Genomic DNA, 16,849 nt, shown 5'->3' with positions numbered 1-16,849 from the left:
CTGCACACCGGGCCGCCGCGGGAGGCACTCGGAAGATCCGTTGCCAAGCCCTCACCGAGCGCTCGACCGGGGGCATCGGCACTGGTCACGAGTCTGCCGCCGGATACCAGTGCCGCGGCAGGCAACGTTGTCTGTCGCGGCACTGGCGAACCCCGGCCGGATCTTCCGCGACGGCCGCCGCGGCGGTACGGCGGCACGGCGCCCCGCGCGGGGCCGCCGCCCGGCCGCCGCCCGGTCAGGCCGGCCGGTTGAGCCGGTCGCCGCCCGACAGGATCGCCGCCGCCAGCGCGTCCGCCGCCGGAGCGGAGGAATCCGCCGGCCGCTCGCCCCGCAGCAGCGCGAACTCCACCCCGCCGAGGTCCGGCAGCCCCGCCCGGTCCGGCACCCGCACCAGACCCGGCGGGATCAGCCCCCGGGTGTGCGCCATCACGCCCAGCCCCGCCCGGGCCGCGGCGATCAGCCCGCTGAGGCTGCCGCTCGTACACGCGATCCGCCACGCCCGGCCCTCCCGCTCCAGCACCTCCAGCGCCCGGGCCCGGGTGATCCCCGGCGGCGGGAAGACGATCAGCGGCACCGGCCGGTCGGGATCCACCCGCAGCCCCTCCGCGCCGATCCACACCATCCGGTCCCGCCACACCAGCCGCCCCCGCCGGTCCTGCGGCCCGCGCCGCTTGGCCAGCACCAGGTCCAGCCGGCCCGCCGCCAGCCGCTCGTGCAGCGTGCCCGACAGCTCCACGGACAGCTCCAGATCGACCTCCGGATGGTCGTGCCGGAACGCCTCCAGGATCTCCGGCAGCCGCGTCAGCACGAAGTCCTCCGACGCCCCGAACCGCAGCCGCCCCCGCAGCCGGGTCCCGGTGAAGAACGCGGTGGCCCGTTCGTGCGCGGCCAGGATCGTGCCCGCGAAGCCGAGCATCGCCTCACCGTCCTCGGTCAGCTCCACGCTGTGGGTGTCCCGCGCGAACAGCTGCCGGCCCGTCGCCTCCTCCAGCTTCCGCACGTGCTGGCTCACCGTGGACTGCCGCAGCCCGAGCCGCCGCGCGGCCTGCGTGAAACTCAGCGTCTGCGCCACGGCGAGGAAGGTCCGCAGCTGACCGGGGTCGTACACGGGGCCAGGATAGGACGCCGCGCCCATCACCGATCGCGATGACAGTGAGCACTGTGTACGTGTTTCCCGATGACCGGACCCCGGGTGACGATGGGAGCCACAGCGCGGCCCGCCCGGGCGCGCGGACCCTGCGACCAGCAAGCGAGCGTTCCATGCCCCGCCTCCGCCCGCCCGCCCGGCTGCCGGTGGACCCCTTCGTCCTGGCCCTCCTCGGCACCGTCGGCCTCGCCGCCGTGCTCCCCGCCCGCGGGGCGGCCGCCGGCCTCGCCGAAGACGCCGCCGCGGCGGCCGTGGGCCTGCTCTTCTTCCTCTACGGGGCCCGGCTGTCCACCCGGGAGACGCTCGACGGGCTGCGCCACTGGCGGCTGCACCTCACCGTGCTCGCGGCCACCTTCCTGGTCTTCCCGCTGCTCGGCCTCGCCGCCCGCGGCCTGGTGCCGCACGTGCTGACCCCCGACCTGTACAGCGGGTTCCTCTTCCTCTGCCTGGTCCCCTCGACCGTGCAGTCCTCGATCGCGTTCACGTCCATCGCCCGCGGAAACGTTCCGGCGGCGATCTGCGCCGGCTCGTTCTCCAGCCTCGTCGGGATCGTCCTCACCCCGCTGCTCGCCGCCCTCCTGCTCGCCGGCGCCGGCGCCGGCGGCCCGGGCGGACTCTCCTTCGACTCGCTCCTGAAGATCGTCGTCCAGCTGCTGCTGCCGTTCCTCGCCGGCCGCCTGACCCGCCGCTGGACCGCCGGCTTCCTGGCCCGCCACAGGCAGGCCCTCGGCTACGTCGACCGCGGCTCGATCCTCCTCGTCGTCTACAGCGCCTTCAGCGCGGGCGTGACCGCCGGCGTCTGGCACCGGGTCGGCCCCGGCCGCCTCGGCGCCCTGTTCCTCGTCGAAGCCGTCCTGCTCGCCGTGATGCTCTGCCTCACCTGGTACGGCGCCGGCCGGCTCGGCTTCTCCCGCGAGGACCGCATCGCCATCCAGTTCGCCGGCTCCAAGAAGAGCCTCGCCGCCGGCCTGCCCATGGCCAGCGTGCTGTTCGGCCCCCAGGCCGGGCTCGCCGTCCTGCCCCTGATGCTCTTCCACCAGATGCAGCTCATGGTCTGCGCGGCCCTCGCCCGCCGCCGCGCCCGCGATCCGCAGCCGGACCCGGCCCGCGATGTGGCGAAGCTCTCGGACCCCGCCCGGCACGGCTGACCACCTGGGCCGATAGCGTTCCGTGGTGACCTGGATACGGCCCACCGCAGCGCGCCCCTGCACCCTCGTCGTCTGCCGCGGCTGCTGCTGCGGCAGCTCCCGCAAGAACCCCGGAACCGACCACGCCCGCCAGCTGGCCCGGCTGCACGCCGCCGCCGCGGAATCCGGCGGACGGCTGGCCGTCCGCACCTCCGACTGCCTCGGACCGTGCGCCCAGGCCAACGTGATCGTCATTCAGCCCTCCGGCGAGGGCCGGCAGCGCGGCGGCCGGGCGGTCTGGGTGGGCTGGGCCCTCGACGACGACGCCACCGACGAGGTCGCGGCGTACGCGCTGGCCGGCGGCCCGGGCATCGCCCCGCTCCCGCCCGCCCTCGACCTCCAGCGCATCGACCCGCCCGCCGACACCCGCACGCCCGCGCCGCGGCGCCGGAGGCGGTGAGCACCGGCGGGCGTCCCGCCTCATCCCTGCCGAGGCACCGCGTCCCCGACGAGCACGCGCTCGTCCCCGGCGTACACGTTCATCGACGTACCGCGCAGGAAGCCCACCAGCGTCAGCCCCGACTCGGCGGCCAGGTCCACGGCCAGCGACGAGGGCGCGGAGACGGCCGCGAGCACCGGGATACCCGCCATCACGGCCTTCTGCACCAGCTCGAACGACGCCCGCCCGGACACCATCAGCACCGTTGACCGCAGCGGCAGCCGGCCGTCCTGGAGCGCCCGGCCGACGATCTTGTCGACGGCGTTGTGCCGGCCCACGTCCTCGCGTACGTCGAGCAGCGTCCCGTCCGCGTCGAACAGCGCGGCCGCGTGCAGCCCGCCGGTGGTGTCGAACACCCGCTGCCCGGCCCGCAACCGCTCCGGCAGCTCCGCCAGCAGCGCCGGAGTGATCTGCACCGGGTCGTCCGCGAGGTCGGGGAACCGGGTCGCCGTCCGTACGGCGTCCAGGCTGGCCTTGCCGCACAGCCCGCAGGAGGACGTGGTGTAGACGTTGCGCTCCAGCGTGATGTCCGGGACCGGGACCCCGGGCGCGAGGCGTACGTCGACCACGTTGTACGTGTTGGTGCCGTCGGCGGTGGCGCCCGCGCAGTAGACGATGGACTGCAGCTCGTCGGCCCGCCCCAGCACGCCCTCGCTGACGAGGAAGCCGGCGGCGAGCGCGAAGTCGTCGCCGGGCGTGCGCATGGTGATGGCGAGCGGTTTACCGTTCAGCCGGATCTCCAGCGGCTCCTCGGCGACCAGGGTGTCCGGCCGGCGGCTGACCTGCCCGTCCCGGATCCGGACGATCCGACGGCGCTCGGTGACCCGTCCCATGGTGCTCAGCCCACCCTCTTCTCGGCACTCTCCGGCCCCACCATTGTCGGGCACGCGCTCCGGCCGGAGTTCGGCGGCCCCAGCACCCCGGCCGGCGCCACGGCCCGCGGAACGATCTGGTCCGCTGCCCTGGGCACCGCTCGGGAAGCTCCAAAGATGACCGGCCGAACCTGTGGGATCACGTGCCCCCATACCGGTCGGTAGCAGGCAAAGCTGGGGGGTCCTGCATACTGCCGCACCAGGGGGTAAACCGCCCATGACGGGTTCCCGTGTGATCGCGCTGGGTCACTACCAGCCCGCCAAGGTCCTCACGAACGCCGACCTCGCCGAGCTCGTCGACACCAACGACGAGTGGATCCGCAGCCGGGTCGGCATCAGGACGCGGCACGTCGCGGGTCCCGACGAGACGGTCGACGAGATGGCCGCGCAGGCCGCCGGCAAGGCCCTGGCCGGCGCCGGCCTGACGCCCGCGGACATCGACCTGGTGCTCGTCGCCACCTCCACCGCCATCGACCGCTCGCCGAACATGGCCGCCCGGGTCGCCGCCAAGCTCGGCATGGGCTCCCCGGCCGTGATGGACATCAACGTCGTCTGCTCGGGCTTCACGCACGCCCTGGCCACCGCCGACCACGCGATCCGGGCCGGCTCGGCCACCCGGGCGCTGGTCATCGGCTCCGACAAGATGACCGAGATCACCGACTGGACCGACCGCACCACCTGCGTGCTGACCGGCGACGGCGCCGGGGCCGCGGTGGTCGAGGCGTGCGCCGAGGGCGAGGAGCCGGGCATCGGACCGGTCCTGTGGGGCTCCGTGCCGGAGATGGGCCACGCCGTCCGCATCGAGGGCACCCCGCCGGTCTTTGCACAGGAGGGCCAGTCCGTCTACCGGTGGACCACCGGGCAGCTCCCGGCGCTCGCCCGCAAGGTCTGCGAGCGGGCCGGCATCACCCCCGAGGACCTGGCCGCGGTCGTCCTCCACCAGGCCAACCTGCGGATCATCGAGCCGCTCGCCCAGCGCATCGGCGCAGTCAACGCCGTCGTCGCCCGCGACGTCGTCGACTCCGGCAACACCTCCGCCGGCTCCATCCCGATGGCCCTCTCCAAGCTCGTCGAGCGCGGCGAGATCCCCACCGGCGCCCCCGTCCTCCTCTTCGGCTTCGGCGGCAACCTCTCGTACGCGGGCCAGGTCATCCGCTGCCCGTAGCGGCCGGCTGCGGTGACGGGCCGGCGCGTGACGCCCGACCAGGCGCCGGCTCGGGGACGCGGAACCACGCACCGACGCGGGCCGCGTAAACCCCGGGGCCGGCGCACACGGGATGGTCCCCGAGGCGGACCCCGGCGTGGGACCCGGGGCGGACGCGGAGCGGTCCCCAGGGCGGACGCGGGAGGCCGCCCGGCGCGACAGCATGGGACGGAACCACCCCCTCGTCCCACCCGGAGCCCGTCCATGAGCGTCGCCAAGAACCTCGTCCTGACCACCGCGGGAGTCCTCGTCGCCGTCGGCTTCGCCGCGGCCGTCGCCGTGCCCGCCACCCTGGACTGGGCCGGCAAGCGGCACGAGGAGACCTCCTCGTACGCCACCGGGGCCGAGGCCAAGCAGGCCCGCGCCTCCGTACCGCGCTGGCTGCCCGACGACGCCCGGTCCGTCGAGTACGCGATGAAGACCACCGGCGGCGACCGCCTCCTCAAGGCCACCCTCGCCGACGGCCGGCTCCCCGCCGGATGCAGCCCCGCCCCCGCGGGCGCCGCGATCCCGGCGGGCGGCGCCCCCGCCCTCGGCGCCGCCTGGTTCCCCGCCGGCGCCGAGGACCGCGCCACCGCCCGCTGCGGCCTCTACTACGCGTACGTCGACGGCGACACCCTGTACGGCTGGCAGCACGACAAGGAGTGGATCACCGAGAACAAGACCACGGCAGCGAGCTGACCATCGGAAATGTGGTTCGGACCCACCTCGAACGCCTGGTATTGTTGTCCATGTCGCCGCGGGAAACCGGGGCCGACCACCGGTCCGGGTGGCGGAATGGCAGACGCGCTAGCTTGAGGTGCTAGTGCCCTTTATCGGGCGTGGGGGTTCAAGTCCCCCCTCGGACACCAGCAAGGACCCCAGCTTCGGCTGGGGTTCTTTTGCGTTGGCCTCGTCGTGCCGCCGATGGGGTGAGGGGTCGGGGCGTCGGAGGGGCGGGCGGGGGCGGGGGGCGTACGGTCCCCGCGTGGACGAGACGAGTGGGGTGACCGGGCCGGTCACCGACGGGGCCGGGGCGCTGCGGGTGCTGGTGCTGGCCGGGTCCTCGCGGGACGGGTCGGTGAACGCGCGGCTGGCGGCGCTGGTGGCGGCGCAGGTGGAGCGGTCCGGCGCGGTGGTCGACCGGGCGCGGATGCGGGACTTCGAGATGCCGGTGTACGACGGGGACGCCGAGGCCGAGCACGGGCCGCCGGAGGGCGCCGGGCTGCTGCGGGAGCGGCTGCTGGCCGCGCAGGCGCTGGTCATCGCCTCGCCCGAGTACAACGCGTCGGTGCCGGGCGTGCTGAAGAACGCGGTGGACTGGGTGTCGCGGTTCCGGCCGCAGCCTTTCAAGGACAAGCAGACGCTGCTGGTGTCCGCCTCGCCTTCGATGGTCGGCGGCAACCGCGGGCTGTGGGCGCTGCGGGTCCCGCTGGAGCACCTCGGTGCGCGCGTCTACCCGGACATGTTCAGCCTCGCGCAGGCGCACGCCGCGTTCGGCGAGGACGGTGACCTGGCCGACCCGGGGCTGCGGGAGCGGCTCGGCGCCACCGTCGACTCGTTCCTCGCGCTGGCCGAGGCCGACACCCGCTACCTGTGCCTCCAGCGGCGCTGGTACGAGTTCCTCGGCGACGAGAGCAGCGCCGTGGTGACCCAGCGGGCCGAGGACTGAGCCGGGCGGGGGCCGCGACCCGCCCGCGCCGCGGCCCCCGCCTCAGATCACCGCGCCGACCGCCACGAAGCCGCAGATCAGGACGAACAGGATGGCCAGCAGCGGCCAGACGAAGCGCAGGTAGCGGTCGTAGCCGACCTTCGCGAGCGCCACGCCGCCGATGGTCACGGCGGTCGTCGGGACCCACAGGTTCATCCAGCCGCTGGCCGCCTGCCAGGCCGTGACGACCACCGCCCGCGAGACGCCCGCGAAGTCCGCGAGCGGCGCCAGGATCGGCATCGCGAGCGTGGCGTGGCCCGACGTGGACGGGATCAGGAACGCCAGCGGCAGGTTCACCAGGAACACGATCACCGCGAACAGCCCCGACGAGGTGCCCTTCACCACGCCTTCGATGGAGTGCAGCACGGTGTCCGTGACCTTCGAGTTGTTCATGATGACGGTCACCCCGCGGGCCAGCAGGATCACCAGCGCCGGCGACATGAAGTCGGCCGCGCCCTGGATCACCGTCGAGCTGAGCCGCTGCTCACCCATCCGCGCCACCAGACCCACCAGCACCGCCGCCACCAGGAACATCGCGGCCAGCTGCGGGAACGACCAGTCCAGCTCCCAGGAGTACGGCTCCGCATCCGCCTTGCCGGTCAGCGCGCTCGACCACGGCACCACCGAGAAGATCATGAACGCGAAGACCAGCACCAGCAGGACGAGGACCGCCTTGTGCAGCCGGGTCAGTTCCGGTTCCTCGCCGGCGCCCGCTGCGGCCTGCTCGCGGTCCCCGGGCAGGAACCCGCACAGCGAGCGCGACGGGTCCTTCTGCACGCGTTTCGCGTACCGGACGACGTACCCGATGGTGACCGCCGTCAGCACGATCCACATCACGAACCGCAGCGCGATCCCGTCGCCGAGCGAGATGTCGGCCGCCGCCGAGGCCACGCCGGTCGCGAACGGGTTGACGGTCGAGCAGAGCACGCCGATGCCGGCGCCGAGGATGGACGCACCGACCGCGACCAGCCGGTCGTAGCCGAGCGCCAGCATCATCGGGACCAGCAGGCCGTAGAAGCCGAGGGTCTCCTCGGCGAAGCCCTCCACGGTGCCGAGCACCGAGAACACCAGCATCACGCCCGCGATCAGCAGCGCCCCGCGCTCCCGCAGCCGGTGCGCGAGCCGGGCGATCCCGCGGTCCAGCGCGCCGGTGGCGAACACGACCGTGATGAACGCGCCGATCGCGAGCACGAACAGGAACACGCCGGCCGCGCCGTACAGGGAACCGGAGAGGTCCGGTCCGACCATGCCGGTCTTCTCGTCCTGGACGCCGTACAGGCCGTTCACCGGAGCGAGGAACAGGTCGTTCAGGCGGTCGGTGACGCTCTGCCCGGACGGCACCCGCCGGTACGTCCCCTGCACCGGCGCGCCGTTCGCGTCGCGGTCGTACCGGCCGGAGGGGATCAGGAACGCGAGCGCCCAGACCGCGACGGTGACCAGGGCGAGCACGGTGAGCGCGCTCGGGAAGGTGAATGTGCGGCCGCCGCCCCCGGTCTGGTCCCGTGTCACGCCGTACCGTCCTCCCAGGGGCGGGGTGGGGCCGCGGCTGCGGCCCTGGGCCGAGTCTGGGCCGGTGGGCGGCGGGGCGGCCCGCTGGACTGGGCCGCCCGGGTGAGCCCGGCAGGGGCACCGGCCGTGTCGAAACCGGGCCTTGATCGTTTCTTCTCGCGGAGCCACCACGTCGTGGTGCGCCGGAACGAGCGGGAGGGCACGCGGTGGATGCTTGGCGCTACCTCGCCGGAGCGGGTCTCGCGGCCCTGCTGGCGCCGCTGACCGCGGGCGCCGCCACGGCCGCCACCGGCACCGGCCCGTCCGGCTGGTCCACCCCCGACGCGGGCGTCTGCTTCCCCGGCCCGGGCCGGATGACCGTCTGGTCCCACGCCCCGGATGCACCGGCCGCCGACCACTGGGCGATGGTCGGCAGGGGCACTGGACCGGACGGCGAGCGGGTCCGGGCGGGCACCCGCGCCGGCGGCCCGGAGGGCCGGTGGGCGGCCGCCGGCACCGGCTCGGGGCCCGGCGGCGCGTGGGTGCGCGCGGGCACCGGGAAGGGCGGCGAGCGGGTGCTGAAGCGGTCACCGGCAGCCGGTCCGGACGGGCGGCAGGCCGTGAAGGTGTGGTCGCTGCGGGAGCTCCGGGAGCGGCAGGGGGTGCAGCGTAGCGGCTGCGCCGCGGCCGGGCCGGTCCGGCCGGCGCCCGAGCCGCCGCGGGTGGTGCCGCCCGCACCGCAGCCCCGGCCGCCGGTGGAGCCGGCCCGGCCCGCGGTGCCGCTGCCGCCGCCCGTGGAGCGGCCGGGCGCACCGGTGCCGCCGCCCGCCGTACCGCCGCCGGCCGCGGCACCGCCCCCGGCCGCCGCCCCCGCGGCTCCCGTACCCGTGCCGGACGTGCCTCACGTGCCGGACGTGCCGGCAGCATCGCCGGAGGCCCGTACCGCGCCCGCCCCGGCCGTGCGGCCCGCGCCCGTACCGCCCGCCCGCCCGGCCGCCTTCAAGGTGCGTCCGTACCGCTCGGCCGTGGTGCGCAGCCCCCGGGCCGGGGGGCTGTCGACGATGACTTTGATGCTCGTCGTGACGACGCCCGCCGTGCTGGCCGCCGCCTCGCTGCGGCCCCGTTCGAAGAGCCGCGGGGCGTCCTGACGGACCCCCGGGCGCTCAGCCCGACCGATCTCTCAACCGGAGCCCCCTCGTGTCCCAGTGGCTGGTCCTGGCCATCACCATGGCGCTCGCCTGCGCCCTCGTCCTGTTCTTCACGACCCTGCGGCACCGCCGGGCCTCCGACGACGAGGACACCAGCGAAACCCCCGACGTCATCGAGTACATGACGATGATGGTCGGCGTCGTGTACGCGATCGTGCTGGGCCTGGCCATCGCCGGCGTCTGGGAGGCCCGCGGCGCCGCCGAGGACAACGTGCGGCGCGAGGCCCAGGCGCTGTACGAGGTCACCCAGCGGGCCGACGTCTACCCGGCGGCGGTCCGCGACCGGATCCGCGGCGAGGTCGACGCGTACGTGGCGCACACCGTCGCCGTCGACTGGCCGCGGATGACCGAAGACGAGCCGCCGTCGGCGGAGGGCGGTGAACTGCTCGGCAAGCTGCGCCGCGACGTCACCCATCAGGCGCCGGCCAACGAGCTGCAGGCGCAGGCCTACCAGCCGCTGCTGGACCAGATCGCCACGGCGGACGACGCCCGGCACGCGCGCACCCAGAGCGACACGACGACGCTGCCGGGGGTGGTGTGGTTCGGGCTGCTGACCGGCGCGCTGGTCACCGTCGGCCTGATCTTCACCCTGCAGATCCGCCGGTCGCGCCGGGAGCTGCTGCTCGCGGGGCTGTTCAGCGCGCTGATCGGGTTCCTGCTGTTCCTGGTGTGGAGCTTCGACGCGCCGTTCGGCCGGGACGGCGAATCGGCGGCGCCGTTCACGGACCTCTTCCCCGTCGCCGTCGCCCAGGCGGCCGCCGCACCCTGACCCCGCCCCGGCTCCGGCCCGCCCCAGCCCCCACCCGGACCCCGGCCCCGGCTCACGCCTCGGCCGGGGTCTCCGCGTCGGTGTGCTCGGCGCTGCCGTCGGTGGGCTCCGTGAACCGCAGCTCGCCCCCGGTCAGGGGCGGCCCTTCGAGCGGCGGCCGCTGCGGTCCACGGGCCACCGCCAGCACCACCTCGGGCCGCAGCAGCGCCTGCGGCGGCGCGGACAGCGTCATGACGTCGAACAGGGTCCGGGTGACGATCGGCCGCCCGGTGGCCGTCAGCATCAGCCGGTCCATGTACCGCCGCAGCAGCGCCGACGAGGCCGGCGGCCGGGAGCCGACCGCGCCCGGGTACAGGATGTCCTGCCCGACGGCCAGGTCCCAGGCCGTGGCCACCGGCCGGGCCACTGCCCGCTGCACCCGGCGGGCGAAGCCGGGCCGGGCCGCCCCGTGGCTGCGCAGCTGCGCGCGCAGCGCGAGCACGCCCTGCGCGGCGACCGACATGCCGTGGCCGTACACCGGGTTGTACGTCGCCACCGCGTCCCCGAGCGCGACGAACCCCTCGGGCCAGCTCTTCAGCTCCTCGAAGTAGCGGCGCCGGTTGACGGTGCTGCGGCTCATCACCACGTCGGTCAGCGGCTTGGCGTGCGCGATCAGCTCGCCGACCACCGGGTCGCGGACCTGGCGGGCGAACGCCTCGAATTCGGCCGCGTCCCCGGTGGGCTGCCCGCCGCGGGTCCCGGACAGCGTCACCAGCCAGCGGCCGCCCTCCACCGGGATGATGGTGGCGGTCTGCCCCGGCACCGGCACCCGCGGGTCGGACTGGACGTTGACGACCGGGAAGTCCTCGGTGCCGGCCGGCGCCCGGAAGATCCGGCTGGCGTAGGCGAGCCCGGAGTCGACCTCCTCCTCGCGGACCTCCCCGGCGCCGAGGTCCTGCAGCCAGCGCGGGGCCCGCGAGCCCCGTCCGCTCGCGTCCACGACCAGCGCCGCGTCCAGGGTGGCCGTCTCGCCGGCGGCGGTCCGGATCCGCACCCCGGTGACCCGGCCGGCGTCCCCGTCCAGGCCCAGCAGCTCGGTGCCGTCCAGCATCCGTACGTGGTCGCAGGCGAGGACCTCCCGGCGCACCACCCAGTCCAGGAGGTCCCGGCTGCAGGCGATCAGGAACTGCATCTCGGGCCAGCGCCGGAACCAGCCGCTCGCCGACATCGACACCAGCCCCGTCGGCAGCGGGATCCGCCGGGCCCCGGCGGCCAGCCAGCGTGCCGTGGTGCCCGGCAGCAGTTCCTCGATCGCCCGGGCGCCGCCCGACCACAGCAGATGGGCGTGGTGCGCTTGGGGGAGGCCCTTGCGCGGCTCCGGACCCGACGGGAGGACGTCCCGGTCGACGACGGTGACCGCGTCCATGTGCTCGGCCAGGGCGGCGGCGGCGAGCATGCCCGCCAGACCGCCGCCGATGACGACGGCGTGCCGTGCGGCCCGCTCAGTTTTCGAAGGATCTGCCATGGGGGCCGCTCTCTGACCTGGCCGCCTCGCGGCGGGCTGCTGCTACTACGGGCGAATGGCGCAACGCGTGGGAGATGCGTACGAGATCCCGGGGGCGGGCCACGGGCGCCGCGGGGTGCTCCTGGTCGATTTCCGCCGTGCCGGCGTCCAGGTCCGCCCGCCGGGCCCGTACGGCGGCGGCGACCATCGCCGCGTCGGCGACGGCCTCGGCCGTGACCTCGTCCGCACCGCCCGCGACGGCCCGGGCGTACGCGTCGGCCCGCAGGCCGGCGTCGAACCAGGGCCCGATGGTCAGGAACCCGTCGTGGATGTCCGACTCCCGCTGGGTGACCCGGAGGTCCGCGGGCGACCACCACGCGATGCGCACCGCGGTGGTCCGGTCCGAAGCGGCCCGCTGCAGCTCGTGCCACAGGGTGCCCAGCTGCCGGTACGTCGCCCAGACCTGCCAGTGGTCGGCGGCGCGCTGGCACACCAGCGGCAGCACGAACCCGACGGAGCTGACCAGCGCGCCGGCGGACGCCAGCGGCGGCGCCAGGTAGGTGCTCAGCCCGTCCCAGTCGGTGCCCGCCCAGCGGGCCCCGATGGCCGCGAACTTGGTGACGTCGTAGCTGAGGTTGAACAGGTAGCCGATCACGATGATCGTGAGGCCGGTGCGCAGCCAGCCGCGCACCTGGAGGGCCCACCGCCAGCACATCGCCACCATCACGACCGCGGCCACGTTGTGCGCCACCAGGTACAGCACGATCATCTCGCGGATGTACGGGGTGCTCGCGTAGAAGGTGTCGAGGTCCCGGAGCCGTTCCTCCGGTGCGTCGCCGAGGACGAACAGGACGACCAGCGCGACCACGACGGCCGCGTACCCGCGGATCCAGAGCCGGGAGACCCGCCGGGTCTCCTCCGGCGGGCCGCCCCGCCAGTTGACGATGAGGATCAGGCAGGACGCGCTGAACGCCGTGATCAGGCAGTACACCAGCGGCGCCGAGACGTTCGGGATGCCGGTGAACCGGTTCACGGCCGAGATCGTCGGCGGCGCGGCGAACGCGAACACGGCGCCGGCCAGGGCCAGCAGCGCGCACACCGACCGCAGCAGCGGATCACGCCAGTTGGCCCGCAGCGCCGGCACCTTGAACGCGAGTGCCACCCACATGGCCGCCGCGGGTATGTAGTAGTCCCCCCCGTTCAATGGTCAGGTCCGGGGTCCTCGGTAGCCGAGGGAGGCTTCCAGGCGGCCGGCCAGGCCGTCGCGGGCCGACGGGGCCCGGCCGGCGGAGCCCGCCAGCCAGGAGCGGCACTTGCTGCCCAACAGGAGGCCGAAGGTTTCGGCTTCGGTCTCCTCCGAGACGTCCGCACGGGTGCGGGCCGCCACGCTGCGGACGGTTTCGCTCAGGTCGGCCTCGTCGGACAGCAGCCGGGCGGCGACGGCCGCGCCGTCGACGTGGTGGCTGCAGTGGCCGGCCTTCATGTGCCACAGCTCGTGCCCGAGGATGACCAGCTGGTGGTCGGGCGCGGTGCGCTCCTCGATGACCACCAGGTCGCGGTCGGCCATGTCGAGCCACAGCCCGCTGGCCGTCCCGGGCGGGAACGAGGCCATGCGGAACTGGACGGGGCGCCCGCGGTGCCGGCTCATGCCCTCGCACAGCGCGGCGTAGAGGTCCGCGGGTTCCGCCGGAGCGGGCAGCCGGATTCCGGCCACGAGCTCCGCGCACAGCCGCCGCTGCTCTCTGCCTATGCTCACCGTTCTCCCCGTCGGAGCGGACCCGGATCCGGAACTCTGCACCGCATTGTCGTGGTTGACGCCGCTTCCCTGCTCAGGAATCGGTGGGTTTGACGCTTTCCAGCAGCATGTCCAGCCATTCCGTCACCTTGTCGCGGTGCTTGTCGCTGGGCAGTTGGGCCGCCCGCCAGGCGATTCCGCGGACCCCGTGGTCCTGGAGGAGACGGGCCAGCGGGTCGTCCACGGCGGCCGCCTCGGCCGGAACGGTCTCCCGTTCGAGACCTGCGAAGTCCTGGAGCAGCTGCTGCTCGGTGCGCTGCAGGGCGTCGGTGAGGGCGTCGGAGTCGTGCGCCGTCAGGAAGCCGGCGTGCACCCCGAAGAACCGCTGGATCGCGTCACAGTGTTCCATGGTCGGGCGCCGGTCGCCGTTGATCAGGGCGCCGGCCTGCTGGCGGGACATGCCCGCGCCGTCGGCGATCTCCTGCTGCGTGTAGCGGCGCCCGTTGGGCTTGACCCGGGTGCGCCGCAGCAGGTCGAGGCGCTGCAGGAAGCGGGTCTGGAGGTCGGGTTCGCCGGCGGGGCGGCCGTCGAGGAGGGCCCGGACCACGTCCGCGGGGACGCCCGAGGCGTCCGAAAGCCGCCGCAGGTCGAAGACCTCGCTCGGGGACCGTCCGAGTTTGCCCGCGAGTTCGGCGACGCGCGCGGCAGTGGCCGCCAGGGGTCCGGTGGCCACTGTGACGGTTGCCTGGAAGCCGTCTGTCACCAGTGGTTCTCCTAGATCACGCGAGGTTGGTACGGGCACGCGGTTGGCCTCTGGAGGCTAACCGGTTCCCGTTCGTACGGCTAGAACTTGCCACAGCTGTGGCGCGAATGAGGTGTCAACGGGCTGGAATTGCCACAATAGTTGACACTGTCTTGCCGTCGGTAGCAGGATCGCCACACGGAAATGAAGATCGCAGACCGTGAGAAGGGGGAGCTCCCGGTGTCACATCTCGCAGCCGTGGGCCCATCCGAGGCCCTCGCGCGGTCCGGCCAGGATCGCCTGGCGGGCGAAGAGCCCGTACGTGGAGCCATCCGGTCGGAGCGCCGCAAGGCTCTCCTGCGGCAGCGCCGCGAAGAGCTCGGCCTGAGCCAGGAGGACGTGGCCGGCCGCCTCGGCATCAGCGTCCGCGCGTACGGCAACTGGGAACGCGGCCTGGTCAAGGAGTGGAACGACCGCAAGCTCCTGGCCCTCGCCCAGGCCCTGGAGATGAGCGAGCGGCAGCGCTTCTGGCTGTTCCGCGTCCTCGTCGACCGCGACCCGCCGCAGTCCTGGCGGCCCTCCGAGGAGAGCCGGCTGCCCGCGGACCCGGTCCAGCGCGACTACCTGCGCGACTACGCGGCCCTGATGGAGTCCGTGCCGTACCCCTCCTTCCTCGTCGACCGCCGCTGGGACGTCGCGCTCACCAACTCCGCCTTCGACCAGCTCTTCCAGACCGTCCGGCCGCACCCCACCGCGCTGCCCGACGACAACTTCCTGCGCTTCGTGCTCTTCCACCCGGACGCCGCCGCCGTGCTGGAGGACCACGAGCCCTCGTGGTGCGTGCCGCTGCTGGCCCGGTTCGCGGCCGCGCTCGCCGCGGACCCCGAGGACGAGGGGCTGCAGAGCATCCGGCAGGACATCGCGCACGACCCGTTCATGGAGGCCGCGTACCGGTACGGCGTCCCGCACTGGCTCGCCGCCCACGGCCCCGAGGCCGCGCGCGACGACGGCGCGGTGCTCGCCGTGCGCCACCCGGACCCGCGCCGGGGCGTCACCCGCTGCCGGGTGCTGGCCGAGTCCGGGCCGCTGCTCGACGACATGGGCCTGACCCGCGTCACCTTCGTGCTCTCCGCCCCGCAGGGTGCCGCGGGCATCCCGCCGGGCGCCCTCGCCGCCGTCCGGCCGGGCCCGCAGCTGCGGGCCGTGCCGCCGCTGGCCGATTAGGGCCTGTCCGGCGGGCTGTCTGCCCGGCGGAACGCCGAGCCGGCCGGTGCCGGGGTGCCGTGGCACGGGGGCGGCCGGGCGTCGGCGAGACTGGCCCGGGCACGGTGATTCCGCACCGGGCCGGGCGGAAGGGCGGGCGGCACGTGAAACTGACGATCCTCGGCGGCGGCGGGTTCCGGGTCCCCCTCGTGTACGGCGCGCTCCTCGGCGACCACGCCGAGGGCCGGGTCGACCGGGTCGCCCTCTACGACCGCGACCCGGCCCGGCTCTCCGCCATCGCCAAGGTGCTCGCCGAGCAGGCCGAGGGCGTCCCCGACGCGCCGGCCGTCACCGCCGGCACCGACCTCGACGAGGCCCTGGCCGGCGCCGACTTCGTGTTCTCCGCCATCCGCGTCGGCGGCCTGGACGGGCGCGCCGACGACGAGCGCATCGCCCTCGCCGAAGGGGTCCTCGGCCAGGAGACCACCGGCGCGGGCGGTGTCGCGTACGGGCTGCGGACCGTGCCCGTCGCACGGGAACTGGCCCGGCGGATCGCGCTGCGGGCGCCGGAGGCCTGGGTCATCAACTTCACCAATCCGGCCGGCCTGGTGACCGAGGCGATGGCCGCCGACCTCGGTGACCGCGTGATCGGGATCTGCGACTCGCCGGTCGGCCTCGGCCGCCGCATCGCCCGGCTGCTGGGCGCCGACCCGGCGGCCGCGCGCATCGACTACGCCGGGCTCAACCACCTCGGCTGGGTGAGCGGCCTGTGGGTCGACGGGCGGGACGAGCTGCCGGGGCTGCTGGCCGACCGGGACCTGCTCGGGTCGTTCGAGGAGGGGCGGCTGTTCGGGGCGGACTGGCTCCAGGCCCTCGGGGCGGTCCCGAACGAGTACCTCCACTACTACTACTTCAACCGCGAGGCGGTACGGGCGTACCGCGAGGCGGAGCAGACGCGCGGGGCGTTCCTGCGGGACCAGCAGGCGCGGTTCTACGCGGAGGCCGGGCGGCCCGGGGTCAAGGCCCTCGCCGCGTGGGACCGGACCCGGGCCGAGCGGGAGGCCACGTACATGGCGGAGAACCGGGAGGCGGCGGGGGCGGGTGAGCGGGCCGAGGCGGATCTGGAGTCCGGGGGGTACGAGCGGGTGGCGCTCGCGCTGATGCGGGCGATCGCGCGGGACGAGCGGGCGCGGCTGATCCTCAACGTCCGCAACCGTGGCGTTCTCGCGGGGCTCGACGGCGAGGCGGTGGTCGAGGTGCCGTGTGTGGTGGGGCGCGGTGGGGCGGTGCCGGAGCGGGTGTCGCCGCTGCCGGCGCATGCGGCCGGGCTGGTCGCGTCCGTGAAGGCCGTCGAGCGGGAGGTCCTGGCCGCTGCCGAGCACGGTTCCCGTGCCGCGGCGCTGAGGGCCTTCGCCCTCCACCCCCTGGTCGACTCGGTCACCGTCGCCCACCGCCTCCTGGACGGCTACGCCGCCGCCCACCCGGGCCTGTCGTACTTGCGCTGAGCGGGGGCCGGCCGGCCGGGCACAGGTGGCGATCCCGGCCTCGCCGCTGACGTCCGGGCCCGCCGGGCCAAGTCCAGCGCGTCGGCGTTCCCGGCGCGACGGCCCATTCCAGCCTCGCCGGCGTTTGAGGCGCGGGGGCCCGGGGGCGGAGCCCCCGCCACCCCGACCCAGCGGGGC

Annotated in this window: 16 protein-coding genes and 1 tRNA gene; 10 read left to right on the top strand and 7 right to left on the bottom strand. The window is 74.7% G+C overall.

Annotation, left to right across the window (positions count from 1 at the left end; translation table 11 throughout):
• Positions 1-235: 235 nt before the first annotated feature.
• The gene (locus LG634_RS29520; protein ID WP_226738168.1) at positions 236-1,108 is read right to left on the bottom strand and encodes a LysR substrate-binding domain-containing protein; all 873 of its coding nucleotides are present in this window, start codon (positions 1,106-1,108) and stop codon (positions 236-238) included.
• A gap of 152 nt (positions 1,109-1,260) precedes the next feature.
• Between LG634_RS29520 and LG634_RS29515 the strand changes: the two genes are divergently transcribed.
• Entirely contained in the window at positions 1,261-2,295 is a 1,035-nt protein-coding gene (locus LG634_RS29515; RefSeq protein WP_226738166.1) for a bile acid:sodium symporter family protein, read from the top strand.
• 25 nt (positions 2,296-2,320) lie between these two features.
• Complete coding sequence (locus LG634_RS29510) at positions 2,321-2,734, top strand: (2Fe-2S) ferredoxin domain-containing protein (RefSeq protein ID WP_226738164.1); 414 nt, start codon at positions 2,321-2,323, stop codon at positions 2,732-2,734.
• Between the two features lie 20 nt (positions 2,735-2,754).
• Here LG634_RS29510 and fdhD read toward each other — a convergent pair whose 3' ends face one another.
• Positions 2,755-3,606 carry a formate dehydrogenase accessory sulfurtransferase FdhD gene (fdhD, locus tag LG634_RS29505; RefSeq protein ID WP_226738163.1) on the bottom strand — a complete coding sequence of 284 codons (852 nt, stop codon included), beginning with the start codon at positions 3,604-3,606 and terminating at the stop codon, positions 2,755-2,757.
• Between the two features lie 256 nt (positions 3,607-3,862).
• Here fdhD and LG634_RS29500 point away from each other — a divergent pair, with 256 nt between their 5' ends.
• From LG634_RS29500 to LG634_RS29485, 4 genes are all read left to right on the top strand, one after another.
• On the top strand, positions 3,863-4,810 hold the full coding sequence (locus LG634_RS29500) for a beta-ketoacyl-ACP synthase III (RefSeq protein ID WP_226738161.1): 948 nt from the start codon (positions 3,863-3,865) through the stop codon (positions 4,808-4,810).
• A 243-nt stretch (positions 4,811-5,053) separates the two neighbouring features.
• Positions 5,054-5,530 carry a hypothetical protein gene (locus tag LG634_RS29495; RefSeq protein WP_226738159.1) on the top strand — a complete coding sequence of 159 codons (477 nt, stop codon included), beginning with the start codon at positions 5,054-5,056 and terminating at the stop codon, positions 5,528-5,530.
• 82 nt (positions 5,531-5,612) lie between these two features.
• Positions 5,613-5,700, top strand: a tRNA-Leu gene (locus LG634_RS29490).
• Positions 5,701-5,816: 116 nt separating this feature from the next.
• Positions 5,817-6,500, top strand: a complete 684-nt coding sequence (locus LG634_RS29485) for an NADPH-dependent FMN reductase (RefSeq protein ID WP_226738157.1) — start codon at positions 5,817-5,819, stop codon at positions 6,498-6,500.
• Between the two features lie 42 nt (positions 6,501-6,542).
• Here the strand turns inward: LG634_RS29485 and LG634_RS29480 are convergent, their stop codons facing one another.
• On the bottom strand, positions 6,543-8,048 hold the full coding sequence (locus LG634_RS29480) for a YfcC family protein (protein ID WP_226738155.1): 1,506 nt from the start codon (positions 8,046-8,048) through the stop codon (positions 6,543-6,545).
• 206 nt (positions 8,049-8,254) lie between these two features.
• On the opposite strand from LG634_RS29480, the gene LG634_RS29475 reads away from it, so the two are divergent.
• Positions 8,255-9,175 (top strand): hypothetical protein, encoded by a 921-nt coding sequence (locus LG634_RS29475; protein WP_226738152.1) that lies wholly within the window; start codon positions 8,255-8,257, stop codon positions 9,173-9,175.
• A gap of 49 nt (positions 9,176-9,224) precedes the next feature.
• Positions 9,225-10,004, top strand: a complete 780-nt coding sequence (locus LG634_RS29470) for a bestrophin-like domain (protein WP_226738150.1) — start codon at positions 9,225-9,227, stop codon at positions 10,002-10,004.
• Positions 10,005-10,056: 52 nt separating this feature from the next.
• Here the strand turns inward: LG634_RS29470 and LG634_RS29465 are convergent, their stop codons facing one another.
• The 4 genes from LG634_RS29465 to LG634_RS29450 all read right to left on the bottom strand — a co-directional run bounded on the left by LG634_RS29465 (position 10,057) and on the right by LG634_RS29450 (position 13,985).
• A complete protein-coding gene (locus LG634_RS29465; protein ID WP_226738148.1) occupies positions 10,057-11,508 on the bottom strand; it encodes an FAD-dependent monooxygenase in 1,452 nt (483 codons plus the stop codon).
• A complete protein-coding gene (locus LG634_RS29460) occupies positions 11,486-12,691 on the bottom strand; it encodes an MAB_1171c family putative transporter (protein ID WP_226738146.1) in 1,206 nt (401 codons plus the stop codon). The genes LG634_RS29465 and LG634_RS29460 overlap by 23 nt, the downstream gene beginning before the upstream one ends.
• Before the next feature lie 3 nt (positions 12,692-12,694).
• The gene (locus LG634_RS29455) at positions 12,695-13,243 is read right to left on the bottom strand and encodes a toxin-antitoxin system, toxin component (protein ID WP_226738144.1); all 549 of its coding nucleotides are present in this window, start codon (positions 13,241-13,243) and stop codon (positions 12,695-12,697) included.
• Positions 13,244-13,316: 73 nt separating this feature from the next.
• Positions 13,317-13,985 (bottom strand): helix-turn-helix domain-containing protein, encoded by a 669-nt coding sequence (locus LG634_RS29450; RefSeq protein WP_226738143.1) that lies wholly within the window; start codon positions 13,983-13,985, stop codon positions 13,317-13,319.
• A 219-nt stretch (positions 13,986-14,204) separates the two neighbouring features.
• Between LG634_RS29450 and LG634_RS29445 the strand changes: the two genes are divergently transcribed.
• Together LG634_RS29445 and LG634_RS29440 are read left to right on the top strand one after the other, a co-directional pair.
• A complete protein-coding gene (locus tag LG634_RS29445) occupies positions 14,205-15,188 on the top strand; it encodes an MmyB family transcriptional regulator (RefSeq protein WP_308072695.1) in 984 nt (327 codons plus the stop codon).
• 143 nt (positions 15,189-15,331) lie between these two features.
• The gene (locus tag LG634_RS29440) at positions 15,332-16,672 is read left to right on the top strand and encodes a 6-phospho-beta-glucosidase (protein ID WP_226738139.1); all 1,341 of its coding nucleotides are present in this window, start codon (positions 15,332-15,334) and stop codon (positions 16,670-16,672) included.
• Positions 16,673-16,849: the final 177 nt, after the last annotated feature.

This window comes from Streptomyces bambusae (genome assembly GCF_020532645.1).
GTDB classification, from domain to species: Bacteria; Actinomycetota; Actinomycetes; order Streptomycetales; family Streptomycetaceae; genus Streptomyces; species Streptomyces bambusae.
Note: the sequence above shows the minus strand (reverse complement) of the source record. Positions and strands in the feature narration are given on the sequence as shown.